General features: G+C 54.0%; 10 protein-coding genes. 7 read left to right on the top strand and 3 right to left on the bottom strand.

All coding sequences use genetic code 11. The features are described 5' to 3' along the window. Positions 1-112: 112 nt before the first annotated feature. A complete protein-coding gene (locus tag HU175_RS14325) occupies positions 113-943 on the bottom strand; it encodes a lysophospholipid acyltransferase family protein (protein WP_176567250.1) in 831 nt (276 codons plus the stop codon). Positions 944-1,540: 597 nt separating this feature from the next. On the opposite strand from HU175_RS14325, the gene topA reads away from it, so the two are divergent. Together topA and HU175_RS14315 are read left to right on the top strand one after the other, a co-directional pair. Then, a complete protein-coding gene (gene topA, locus HU175_RS14320) occupies positions 1,541-4,213 on the top strand; it encodes a type I DNA topoisomerase (protein ID WP_176567249.1) in 2,673 nt (890 codons plus the stop codon). Positions 4,214-4,267: 54 nt separating this feature from the next. Continuing rightward, positions 4,268-4,987 carry an SIR2 family NAD-dependent protein deacylase gene (locus HU175_RS14315; RefSeq protein ID WP_176567248.1) on the top strand — a complete coding sequence of 240 codons (720 nt, stop codon included), beginning with the start codon at positions 4,268-4,270 and terminating at the stop codon, positions 4,985-4,987. Between the two features lie 74 nt (positions 4,988-5,061). On the opposite strand, the gene HU175_RS14310 is transcribed toward HU175_RS14315, so the two are convergent. Next, entirely contained in the window at positions 5,062-5,646 is a 585-nt protein-coding gene (locus HU175_RS14310) for a methyltransferase family protein (RefSeq protein ID WP_176567247.1), read from the bottom strand. 220 nt (positions 5,647-5,866) lie between these two features. On the opposite strand from HU175_RS14310, the gene HU175_RS14305 reads away from it, so the two are divergent. From HU175_RS14305 to HU175_RS14290, 4 genes are all read left to right on the top strand, one after another. Next, positions 5,867-6,685, top strand: coding sequence for a helix-turn-helix domain-containing protein (locus HU175_RS14305; protein WP_176567246.1), 819 nt, complete (start codon positions 5,867-5,869; stop codon positions 6,683-6,685). Between the two features lie 55 nt (positions 6,686-6,740). Then, complete coding sequence (locus HU175_RS14300) at positions 6,741-7,865, top strand: FAD-dependent monooxygenase (RefSeq protein ID WP_176567245.1); 1,125 nt, start codon at positions 6,741-6,743, stop codon at positions 7,863-7,865. A gap of 321 nt (positions 7,866-8,186) precedes the next feature. Then, positions 8,187-9,332, top strand: a complete 1,146-nt coding sequence (locus tag HU175_RS14295; protein ID WP_176567244.1) for an FAD-dependent oxidoreductase — start codon at positions 8,187-8,189, stop codon at positions 9,330-9,332. Positions 9,333-9,492: 160 nt separating this feature from the next. Next, positions 9,493-10,467: an aldo/keto reductase gene (locus HU175_RS14290; RefSeq protein ID WP_176567243.1), complete on the top strand. Its 975-nt coding sequence runs from the start codon at positions 9,493-9,495 to the stop codon at positions 10,465-10,467. Between the two features lie 311 nt (positions 10,468-10,778). Here the strand turns inward: HU175_RS14290 and HU175_RS14285 are convergent, their stop codons facing one another. Further along, the gene (locus tag HU175_RS14285) at positions 10,779-11,669 is read right to left on the bottom strand and encodes a helix-turn-helix domain-containing protein (RefSeq protein WP_176567242.1); all 891 of its coding nucleotides are present in this window, start codon (positions 11,667-11,669) and stop codon (positions 10,779-10,781) included. A 269-nt stretch (positions 11,670-11,938) separates the two neighbouring features. On the opposite strand from HU175_RS14285, the gene HU175_RS14280 reads away from it, so the two are divergent. Continuing rightward, entirely contained in the window at positions 11,939-12,922 is a 984-nt protein-coding gene (locus HU175_RS14280; RefSeq protein WP_176567241.1) for an aldo/keto reductase, read from the top strand. The last annotated feature ends 4 nt before the right edge of the window (positions 12,923-12,926 follow it).

Here is a 12,926-nt window from a genome sequence, read left to right as displayed (position 1 = left end):
ATGTACAGATAGAACAGCTTAACAGGGGGTAATGTTCAAACGTTACGTAGAACAACACTATTATCCGTTTCGGCGATAAATCATCCGGAAACCAAGGATGGATCATCCGCGCCTACACCGGTAAAGGGGCGTTGAATTTCCACCGATTATGCGACCATAACCAGTAGGCTGGCGACCGGACAATGGCTCGTTCCAGGCTCTGAAAGTATTTCTTCGTAATAGCCATGGGTATGGCGTTACCCGCGTGAGCCTGCAGAAGACGAAAGGTGTAGGCGTACTGAAAACGGCCGGTCTTTCTGGCCTCCAGGTAAACGACGGCCGAGTCGGTAGCGGTCGCTAATCGCTCTGCGCCAAACTGAACTCCCGTCCGCTGGTGAAGAAACGAGACATGGTGTTTGACAGGACCGGGCGCGGGGCGCTGATCGGCCAGCAAGACCACCAGATTAGGTTCGAGTGATGGCTGCAGCAGATGCAGGGCCTGGCGGTAAAACTGCTGGCGGGGAATCAGCTGAGCGCCCATGCGGGTACGAAAACGAAAGAGTAATTTGTCAATAAAGCGGTTTTTGACCGGGGAGTAGGCCGAGTAAACCGGATAATCGACAATCTGAGGTAAGTTGACCAGGTACTCCCAGTTCCCGTAGTGAGACGCGATTAAAACGACGGGCTGGTGTTGGCTGTGCAGCTGGGTCAGTAGCTGGGGATTAACAAAGCGGGCGAGTTGATGGCGTCTGCTAGACGATACAATTAAGAACAGGAAAGGTTCAACCAGTAAATCGCTGATATGATGAAAGTAGTCGTCGGTTAGACGGCGCAGCTGAGCAGGGGTCTTCTGGGGAAACGACTGAGTGAGGTTAGTCACGACTAACGGTAATCGGTACTTAAGCAAGTGACGCAGAACCACAAACACAACAAAGGAAAGGGCTTTGGCTAAGGCCACAAGCATGCGGGTATAAAATGAGCGTTTAGTCGCTCCTACTGGATGGCTCATAGGCAAGAGATGAACGGCCTAACGAAGCAGACACCCATTAGTTGGCAGTGCTCCCCAGGCGGGTGAAACGATAATCGCCAGAAGTAGCTAGCTGAAAGCAGTTGAGGCAGTAACGAGTAAGACAGCGTGCAGTCCGGATGGCGAGCGATGTGCGCCTAGGATCGGAAGGAGACTGAGAGAGCTAGTTGTCTATCGGTTGTTGTTGATAGAACGTTGGTCTGTAACGGTTAAGTTCAGGCATCTCTTTTTTTCAGGAAAGCATCGAACAAAAAACGGGCAGTTGGCAAAAGGCGATTCCAGCCCGCTAACCCCTCTTTTACAAGCTTTTTGCGGGCGAAATTCGAACGTTGTCGCTATACTCCTTGTTATCTCTATGTAACTAATTCCTTGTCTTTATTCAGGTTCGCGGCCGTCGCTGATTTGCATATATCAGTGCTTTTGCGTCTATATTTGAGCCGAACCGCGCCGGTTGCGCCGAATAGGACTATCCACGCTGGTCAGGTTACAGCCGATCAAAAGACCGCGTAATCGCATCAACCTTACTACCCTGTTATGTCTAAAAACTTAGTCATTGTAGAGTCGCCGGCAAAGGCAAAGACCATTGAAGGCTACTTAGGCAAAGACTTCACGGTGAAGTCCAGTTTCGGACACGTACGTGACCTGCCCAAGGACGGGCTGGCCGTGGACGTGACGAACGGCTTCCGACCATCGTACGAGGTTTCGCCCGACAAGAAAAAACTAGTGAGCGAACTTAAATCCCTGGCCAAGTCCGCCGACGAAGTGTGGCTGGCGACGGATGATGACCGCGAAGGCGAAGCCATTTCGTGGCATTTAAAGGAAGCGCTGGGGCTTCGGGACAACACTAAGCGGATCGTTTTTCGCGAGATCACCAAAAATGCCATCCTGAACGCGATTCAAACACCCCGTACCATTGATGTCGATCTGGTCAATGCCCAGCAGGCGCGTCGGGTGCTGGACCGGCTGGTTGGTTATGAACTGTCACCCGTACTGTGGCGTAAGATCAAAGGTGGTCAGAGCCTGTCAGCTGGCCGGGTGCAGTCCGTGGCGTTACGTCTGGTGGTAGAGCGGGAACGCGAAATCGACAGCCACAATGCCAAGTCATCCTTTAAAGTAACGGCGCAGTTTCTGGTAGACGGCAGCAAAGTGCTGAACGCCGAACTACCCAAAAACTTCGCGACGGCGGGTGAAGCCCAGGCGTTTCTGACGCGCTGCATTGGTGCCCGGTACACCATCAAGAACCTGGAAACCAAACCCGCTAAAAAATCGCCTGCCCCACCGTTTACGACCTCGACCCTCCAGCAGGAAGCGTCCCGCAAGTTGGGTTATCCTGTCGATCGAACGATGCGCATTGCGCAGAACCTCTATGAGGCTGGTAAAATTTCGTACATGCGAACCGACTCGCTGAACCTGTCGCAGGAAGCCATCGAGAAAGCAACAGCCGAGATCGAAACCGAGTTTGGTCCGAAATACGTCCACACGCGACAGTTCAAGAACAAGAACGAGTCGGCGCAGGAAGCCCACGAAGCCATCCGGCCAACGAATTTTAACGACCGGAACGCTGGTGCGGACCGTGACCAGAAGCGCCTGTATGAGCTGATCTGGAAACGGGCCATTGCTTCCCAGATGGCCGATGCCCAGTTGGAACGCACGACCGTAACGATCGGCATTACGTTCGCGAACGGAGCGACGGCAACTGTTCAGGCATCCCTGGACGACAGCCCGTTTGCCGATACGGACGCTGCCCCCTCCCGCCCGATGCCAGCCGAACTGGTGGCACAGGGTGAGGTGATCAAGTTCGATGGATTCCTGCGCGTCTATCTGGAATCGAAAGATGACGACGAGGACGAAGACGCCAAAGGCATGCTGCCGCCACTCAACATCGGTCAGTCGCTGAATCTGGGTCAGATGAAAGCCACCGAGAAATTCACCCGGCCGCAGCCGCGTTACGCCGAAGCTTCGCTGGTGAAAAAGCTGGAGGAAATGGGTATTGGGCGTCCGTCGACCTACGCGCCAACGATCTCAACGATCATCAACCGGGGGTACGTTATCAAGCAGGACAAACCGGGCCAGGAACGTAAATTCCTGGAGTACACGCTCAAGCAGGATCAAATCAGCGAAACCAGCGGTAAGGAAACCTTCGGCTCCGAAAAAGCCAAGCTGTTTCCTACTAATACGGGTATCGTGGTGAACGACTTCCTGGTTGAATACTTTCCGGATATTGTCGATTTCAAATTCACGGCGACGGTCGAGAAAGATTTTGACGAGATTGCCGACGGGCGCATGAACTGGCAGAAAATGCTGGAAGGCTTCTACGGCGATTTCCACAAGAACATCGAAGAGATTCAGGGGTCATCGGTAGTATCGTTCAAAACTGGCGCTCGTGAGTTGGGTGTCGATCCACGCACGGGCCGCAAAGTATCGGCTCGGCTGGGTAAGTTCGGAGCCTACGCCCAGATCGGTGATACCACCGACGAAGAGAAGCCTCAATACGCCAACCTGCGCGATGGTCAGTTGATCGAAACCATTTCGCTGGAAGACGCGCTGAACCTATTCTCGCTGCCGCGTGAGGTGGGTTTCTTCGAAGATCAGCCTATGACCATCGGCATCGGCAAGTTTGGCCCGTACGTCAAACATGACGGCAAATACGTGTCGCTTTCGCGGGAGGATGATCCATATACAATGGACGAAAACCGGGCTATTGAATTGATTCAGCAAAAGCGGGCCGAAGCTGTCAGCGAGTCACTGGGTGAGTTCGAAGGTACGTTAGTCACAACGGGCAAGGGTCGTTTTGGCCCGTACGTGAAGCATAATGACAAGTATATTTCGATTCCGCGCGCCGATCAGCAGGGGCCGTTGAGCCTCGACCGGGCCATCGAGCTAATCCTGGCAAAGCGACAGGCCGAAGCAAATAAATACATCAAGGAGTTTCCCGAGAATCCGTCGATCAAGGTTGTTAACGGGCAGTACGGGCCTTACCTGGCGGTTGGCAAGCGTAATGTTAAAATCCCCAAAGATGTTGATCCCGCTGCGTTGACGCTGGAAGATTGCCTGAAACTGGCGGGCGAAGATCCGGCTGCGGCCAAGGAGTCGACGAAAAAGTCGACAACGAAAGCAACTGCTAAAGCCCCCGCCAAGGCAAAAGCTACCACGGCTGAAAAGAAAACAACGGCGACTCCCAAGAAAGCCGTCGCGAAGAAAAAGTAATACACCTTTCCTACCCGGCCCTGTCTAACTAACAGGGCCGTTTTTCTTTCACTTATGGCTTCTCGTCACAAAATAGTTGTCCTATCGGGCGCGGGTATCAGCGCCGAAAGTGGCATTCCAACATTTCGTGCATCAGACGGTCTTTGGGAAAACCACCGGATCGAAGATGTAGCTACCCCAGAAGCCTGGGTCCGTAATCCGGAACTGGTGCAGGATTTTTACAACCAGCGCCGAAAACAGGCGCTGACCGTTGAGCCTAACGCAGGACACCGGGCGCTGGTCGATCTGGAAGCCTACTACGACGTAACGATCATTACCCAGAACGTCGATAACCTCCACGAGCGGGCGGGCTCCTCGACCGTTATTCACCTGCACGGCGAACTCTTCAAATCCCGCAGCACCAGAGACGAGAGTCTGGTGTACGACATTGACGGCTGGGAAATTAAGACCGGTGACCTGTGCGAGCGCGGGTCGCAGCTACGGCCGCACATTGTCTGGTTTGGGGAAGAAGTGCCGATGATGGGGGTAGCGCAGGAAGTGACCGAACAGGCCGATATTTTCATCGTCGTGGGCACGTCGCTAAACGTGTATCCGGCGGCCGGACTGGTCTACTCAACTCCACGTGGCATTCCTATTTACGTTGTTGATCCCAATACGCCAGCCATGCAGAAACGCGCCAACGTTACGTTCATTGCCGAACCCGCTACCGTTGGGTTAACGCTATTGGCCAGCCAGCTGATTGAAAACGCCAGGCAAGCCCCATCCGTCCAATAAAGCAGTCAATCAATCACGGGTAATATAACCAGGGCCTCTCCTGCTACGTAGTACCTCAGTTGCCGGCTCACGCTTTACCAGATCAGGGGGATTAACCGCCAGGATTTACGTTTGTAGGCAATATACTGTTGACCAAACTCATCGGCCAGCATTTGCTCTTCCAGCCGGATGCGGTAGGCGTAGACGAGAGGCATGAGTACAAGGGCCAGTGTAAAAACAAGGTAATTGCCAATCGCCAGACCGAAAAACAGCCAGACGAGCAGTGAACCGAGGTAACCGGGATGCCGGATGACACCATACAAGCCGGTCGTCATCAGCGACTGGCCCGTATCTACCTTGAGCGTGCGCGTGTAGCCTGTTCGCAGTTGTCGCATCGACACAACCCGCAGTATCAGGCCGCTGGTTGTCAGCACAAGCGCCAGCCAGGATAGCCACGGAATGTTAAACCGGCCTATGCCCATATACGAAAATAGCTCGGCCACGATGACTACACAGGCAAACGCACTGAGGAGCAACAGTGTACTATGCCTGTCTGACTTCGTTGTCGAAAAACTCGCCACACTGCCCTTGTTCCGTAGCAGAACATCGATTACAAAATACGCTATAATGACCAGCCAGGCCAATTCCGTCGCTGGCGTTTGCAGGAATATTCGGTGCATAAGGATATTGATATTTTCTATATACCATGAATTGCCTTTAAAACTGAAGCTATCTGATTGTCAATCAACAGCAGAAGAACGCTACGTTACCTTCAGCGAAGTACCGTGTTTATTATAATGAATTCTGCTAGCTGAGCTATCAATCAAGTATAGGGACAGTTTGTGTTCTCAGGGTAATCACCCAAATAACAGCTACGCGTAAAATGTGTTATCGTTCACCATGCAGCATCTGGAAATTGAACCGCCTGAAGCGTTACGAAGCGTCATTAAGTGCTTCTGGTACACCAGCATCGACTTTGCCGAAAACCAGTCGAACTTCGAGGTCGTACCGGATGGCTACGCCGAACTGATTTTTCATTTCGGCCATCATTGTAGTATCGCTATCGGCGATGGCATCCAACCTTTGCCGTCCCCGTTTCTGGTGGGGCTGCTCAACCAGCCGGTTTACTTTCATTCGAAAGACCGGCTGGAAATCATCGGTGTTCGCTGCTTCCCGTGGACCGTATTTGAGTTGCTGGGCCTGCCCTCCGGTAAGGACGGCGTCCGCACGATCGAGCATCCCGTGGCCCAGTTACAGGCTAGGCTGGCCGGGCTGATTCAGGCTGGTCAGATCAACGAAGCGTTGACTGAGGTAGCAGCGTATTTCCTGGCTGCACAAGCGCCGGTTGCACCGAATGCGGTATTGCAAAAAGCGGGTAGTGCGATGCGGAATGCCAACGGAACCCTGCCGGTCAGTCAGGTTGCGGCAGCGGCCCACGCGACGGTGCGTACGCTGGAGCGAAAGTTCAAACAGTCGGCGGGGTATACGGTGAAAGACGTGTCGGCGCTGATGCGTTTCGAGCAGGTCCGCGACCAGCTATGGCTTAACCCGGACGTCAGTCTTGCCGGTCTGGCGTACGAACTGGGCTATACGGATCAGGCGCATCTGAGCCGGGAGTTCAAACGGTACAGTGGTACAACACCCGCAGCTTTCGCGCGCCGAACGAAGAAAGCCAGGCAGACCATCGGCGACGATTTTGTCGTGTTTATACAAGCCTGATCCAGCCGCGTTCCAGAGTTTTGTGCCATTGATTTATTAGCAAAGCGCACAGAGAATGGAATCCGCAAACGGAAAAAAAGTACTCATTTCAGGGGCCAGTATAGCCGGACTGTCGACCGCCTGTCTGTTGAACAAAGTAGGATATGCCGTCACGGTTGTCGAACAGGCCAGTGAACCCCGAACGGCCGGGGCTGCGGTCGACATACGCGGGACGGCTGTCGATGTTTCGAAGCGCATGGGCATTTTCGATCAGCTAGACGCCAACCGTCTGCGCGTCGAACGAATCGAATTCAAAGAAGCCGACGGTAGTACGGCCGGGTCGATCGTGTTGGGAAACGATGACGCAGCTAATCAGGACGATGACATCGAAATCGAACGGGATATTTTCATCAATAGCCTGTTCGATCGACTGGTCAATACGGTCACGTTTATGTTCACCAACAGCATCACCGCGTTAGCAGAAACGAACGACGGTGTCGGTGTTACGTTCAGGGACGGCACGCGGCAGACCTTCGATCTGGTGATTGGCTGCGACGGGTTACACTCGATCGTACGCAACAGGTGGTTTGGTCACGAAGCGGAGTACGCTTATTTCATGGAAGCGTATTTTTCGATCACGACCGTCGACAAGTTGCTCATTGATGAGAAAACAATGCAGCTGTTTAACGTGCCTAACAAGGCCATTACGCTCAATGCATACAACGGGAAAACGGATATAATTTTCAGTTTCTTCTCCGAAAACGAAATCTCGTACGACTACCGCGATATCAATCAGCAGCGGGCCATCATCCTGAACCAGTTTGCGGGACAAGGCTGGCGCACCAATGAGTTATTGGCCGAAGTACAACAGTCGGGTAAGTTTTACTTCGATAAGTTCTGTCAGCTAAAAATGCCCTCGTGGACCAAAGGCCGGGTAGCACTGGTCGGCGATGCTGGCTACTGTGCTTCGCCCGCTGCCGGAATGGGGGCGTCGTTGTCGGTAATCGGTGCGGCTGCTCTGGCCGACGCGCTGGAAAAACACAACGGCAATCCTGCGTTAGCCTTCCAGGAATACAACCAAACGTTACGGCCGTTTATCGAGGAAGTGCAGGCAACGGCGGAGTTGAACGTCAGGGACAATTTCATCCCCCGAACCGAAGAAGCCATTCGCCAGCGCAATACGCAGCTAACCGCCTTCTAGCGAACAAATTCATCGCTACGAAGCCTCTTACAACTTCCAATTTTTACGTGTTCAGGAGCTTCGAATCGACAATTTTGTCATTCCGACGTCAGGAGGAATCTTCGGTTATAGCATCAGAAAATCGCCTGCCAATTAAGATTCCTCCTGACGTCGGAATGACAAAACTCATTTTTCAAGATGACTGAATTCAGCAAGTTCTAAGTGGCGATTTGTAAGCCCATCCGGTCGACAGCCCGGCGATTTTGTCGCGTTTGTACAAGCCTGCCTCTGCCGGGTTGCGGAAATTTGTGCTGTAATCAACGTACTCGATAGCACAGAACTATGCTGTTAACCGATAAAGAAGTCGCTATTCTTGGGGCTGGCCCCGTTGGGCTGACACTGGCAAAACTACTGCAGCAGGCAGGCGTAACCGTAACGGTGTACGAACGCGACGAAGACGCACAAGCCCGCATTTGGGGCGGCACCCTCGACCTGCACGAAACGACCGGGCAGGAAGCACTGGCCAGGGCCGGACTGCTTGAGCAATACTTCGCCAGGGCGCTACCGATGGGCCGGATCGTTGCCGATGAGCAGGGGAACGTACTATTCTCCAGAGGCCCGGCTACCGATAGCCCCGAGATCAACCGGAACGAGCTAAGAACATTACTGCTGCATAGTCTGGCAGACGGTACGGTGGTATGGGACCGAAAATTCACCGGACTCAATGTCCACGACGGAAAATGGCAACTACAGTTCGAGAATAGCCAACGCGCCACCGCTGATCTTGTTATCGGCGCAAACGGAGGCATGTCAGCAGTGCGAACGTACATCACCGATGCAACTGTCGAATACACCGGCACGGTGTTTATACAGGGCGAAGTCGCCGATCCGCAACGAGCCTGCCCGGCGTTTTATGAGCTGTGTCAGGGAAACATTCTGATGGCGTCGCATAAGGGAAATCTGTTTGGTGCGAATCCAAAAAATAACGGAACTCTGACCTACAATGTTATTCTGAGCGAATCGGACGAATGGCTAAATGAACACCTCAATTTCCAGGATACTGCCGGTATAGTCCAGTTTCTTTCCGACCGATTTTCCGACTGGCATGCGGTATACAAGCAGTTGTTTCAGGCTACCAATCTGTTCCGGGCGTTGCCGATCAGAAAACTGCCGCTGACAAAACCCTGGAAGCAGGACCGCCCGCTGCCAATAACCGTTGTCGGCGACGCGGCTCATCTGATGCAGCCCTTCGCCGGGCAGGGCGTCAACACCGGCCTGGTCGATGCGCTGACGTTGTCCGATAATCTCACGAACGGAAAATTCACCACCCTACAGGCTGCTATCAGCGATTACGAACAGAAAATGCTGGTTTATGCGACTGCCGCCCAGCGTGCATCAAATCAGAACGAGCTGGCCCTGCGCCATCCCGATTTCTCGTTCCAAAACCTGTTTCATGGCGCGGTTGAAAAGACCGGGTCTGACCACTGACGGCTTGGCTGTCGGTCAAGCAATGAGTCCTTCAAGATCGTTGGCTACGGGTATAGCGTTAGCTTACTTCCGGGCATAACTTGCGATCATCGTTTAACAAAACCCCGGCTTCGTTGCTTGAAAGGTTATTAGACGACCAATAGCTAAGCTAGCCAATTACATGGAATACGTACGATTTGGGAATACGGGTATGACCGTATCGAAACTGTGCCTGGGTTGTATGACCTACGGTACGCCCACCGACCGCTGGCCGTGGGCGCTGGACGAAGACGCCAGCCGACCTTTTTTCAAGAAAGCGCTTGACTTAGGCTTCAATTTCTTCGATACGGCCGACATCTACGCCAACGGGGCTAGTGAAGAAGTGACCGGGCGGGCACTGCGCGACTTTGCGAGCCGTGACGAGATCGTGCTGGCCACCAAAGTCTTTAACCCGATGGGCCCCGGCCCCAACGATAAAGGGCTGTCGCGGAAGCACATTATGAGTGCTATCGACGCCAGCCTGAAACGACTCGGTACGGATTACGTCGACCTCTACCAGATTCACCGCTGGGATGCTAACACGCCCATCGAGGAAACGATGGAAGCCCTGCACGACGTGGTGAAAGCCGGAAAGGCGCGGTACATCGGTGCGTCGTCAATGGCGGCCTGGCAGTTCGCGAAAGCGCAGTACACCGCCGACCTGCACGGCTGGACGCGCTTCGTGTCGATGCAGCCGCAGTACAACCTGGTGTATCGGGAGGAGGAACGCGAGATGTTGCCATTCTGCGAAGACCAGAAAATTGCCGTTATTCCATGGTCGCCACTGGCGCGGGGGTTACTGACGGGGAAGCGGACGAAAGAGCGCACCGAAACCGAACGGGCTAAAACCGATGCCTTCGGTAAGTCGCTCTACGGCGACGATGATTTTGCCATTGCCGACCGCGTTACGAAACTGGCGGAAGAGCGGGGTGTTCCGGCCGCGCAGATCGCGCTGGCGTGGATGCTGACGAAACCCGTCATCACGGCCCCCATCGTCGGAGCCAGCAAACCCGGCCACCTCGAAGATGCCGTCGGTGCCCTGTCGGTAAAGCTATCCGACGATGAGGTTAAGCAACTGGAAGAGTTGTACAAGCCGCGCGCGGTAGCGGGAATTTGAACACCCCACCCCTAACCCCTCCCCGTAAGGGAGGGCTTCGACAGGAGTTTTTTACCCCTAAATCCCCTGAAGGGGACTTTGCTCGCATTTAGAGAAAGTCCCCTTCAGAGGTTGTTTGGGGAGCAATTTTAGGGTCACAAAATCGCCCTTTTTGTCATTCCGACGCAGGAGGAATCTTCGGTAATAGCAAACAAAACCGCCTGTCAACGAAGATTCCTCCTGCGTCGGAATGACAAAAACGCTTCCCCATACAACCTCTCAGGGGATTTAGGGGTAAAAGCCCATAACTAGGCCGCTGCCATGGGGTGCCGTCAATTTAGCATCCGGTATTCGTTTGGCGAGTGGCCTACCCGTTGTTTGAACACCCGGCTGAAATGCTGCGGGTATTTGAAGCCTAGTTCGTAGGCGATCTCGTTGACCGTTTTGCTGCGGTCGAAAATCTTCTCCTTGGCCACGTCGATTAGCTTCGATTGAATGTACTCATGCGCCGATCGTCCCGTCTCTTTCTTGACCAGATCTCCTAAGTAGTTAGCCGACAGATTCAACTGATCGGCGCAGTAGGCCACCGACGGTAAGCCAACGGTTTGGGGCGCATCCGACCCGAAATAGCGAGTAAGCAGCGTTTCCAGCCGTTCCAGTACGCCTTGATGTACGTGATCGCGGGTGATGAACTGCCGGTCGTAGAAACGCATGCAGTAATCCAGAAACAGTTCGATGTTGGCAACGATCAGTTTCTTGCTGTGCTTGTCGATGTTCTGCTGTAGCTCGTAGTCGATTTTGGCGAAGCAATCCAGTACAATCTGCCGCTCGCGTTCCGACAAATGAAGCGCTTCGTTCGACTGGTAACCGAAAAACGAGTAGTCGTGAATCGTTGACTTGAGCGACGTGCCCAGCAACAGATCCGGGTGAAACACCAAGGCGTACCCTTTGGGCTGATACGTGTTGCTGTTGATCCCCGCTACCTGCCCCGGTGCCAGAAAGACCAGCGTGCCTTCCTGGTAGTCGTAGGTGTGCCGCCCGTACACCAGATCCCCGCAGTTGACGTCTTTCAGAAAAACGGTATACAGGCCGAAATACATGCGGCTACCTTGTCGCGGATTCGCCTTCGACAAGTCGACGACGCTTACCAGCGGGTGGCGCGTTTCGTTGTTATTGAACGCATTATACTGCCCCACCGACTCAAACCGAACCATCGTTTCCATACGTCTGACTGACTAAACCGATACGAAGGTACAGGCTTCCACTCGCATCTGGTCGGCACGCCTGCCAAATCAGTAATAGTGGTAGATATATCCGTAATCCGTATACGATTTCGGCCACGAAACGGGCTGACCTTTGTTGTATAAAACCCCACCCCGACCCCTCCCCGTTAAGGAGGGGCTTTGCCAGCAAGTCACAAACTACTGGTTTTGCCCCCTTCCTAGTGGGGAAGGGTTGGGGGTGGGGTCCCCTAAAACTGCAATACATACATATGGAAACACGCGCATTGGGAAAAAGTGGCCTGGAGGTATCTGCCCTCGGCCTGGGCTGTATGGGGCTGAGCTTCGGCTATGGTCCTGCAACTGATAAAGCATCGGCCATCGACCTCATCCGGTCGGCAGTGGAGCAGGGCGTAACCTTTTTTGATACCGCCGAAGCCTACGGGCCGTATGCCAACGAAGAATTGCTCGGCGAAGCCCTGTCCCCGCTTCGGAACGAGGTAGTAATTGCCACTAAATTTGGGTTCAGAGAAGGGAAAGCCGCCCTGGGACTCGACAGTCGACCTTCAACCATCCGGGCGGTTGCCGAAGCATCGCTGAAACGGCTGCGCACCGACGTCATCGACCTGTTTTATCAACACCGCGTCGACCCGAACGTGCCCATTGACGAGGTGGCCGGAACGGTGCAGCAACTCATCAGCGAGGGGAAAGTCCGGCATTTTGGTATGTCGGAAGCCGGGGCGGATTCCATTCGGCGGGCCCACGCGGTGCAGCCCGTAGCTGCCCTGCAAAGCGAATACTCGCTGTGGTGGCGCGAACCGGAGCAGACCGTCCTGCCAACACTGGAAGAACTGGGTATTGGTTTTGTGCCGTTCAGCCCGCTTGGTCGGGGGTTTCTGACCGGTAAAATCGACGAAAATACAACGTTCGACCAAGCTGATTTTCGCAATGTTGTACCCCGTTTTTCGGCAGAAAACCGTAAAGCCAATAGTTCACTGGTCGACTTGCTGAGCCGGATGGCGCACGAACGGAATGCCACCCCAGCGCAGATTGCCCTCGCCTGGCTGCTGGCCCAGAAGCCGTGGGTTGTACCGATTCCGGGAACGACCAAGTTAAGCCGGCTGGAAGAAAACGTTGGGGCAGCCGCCATTGCGCTTGGTGCCGACGACCTGGCAACCATAAATGAGGCCCTATCGGCGGTCGACGTGCAGGGCGACCGTTACCCCCAGCAAATGCAAACCATGGTAAATCGATAAAGAA

It is taken from the genome of Spirosoma sp. KUDC1026 (assembly GCF_013375035.1).
Lineage (GTDB): Bacteria > Bacteroidota > Bacteroidia > Cytophagales > Spirosomataceae > Spirosoma.
Note: the sequence above shows the minus strand (reverse complement) of the source record. Positions and strands in the feature narration are given on the sequence as shown.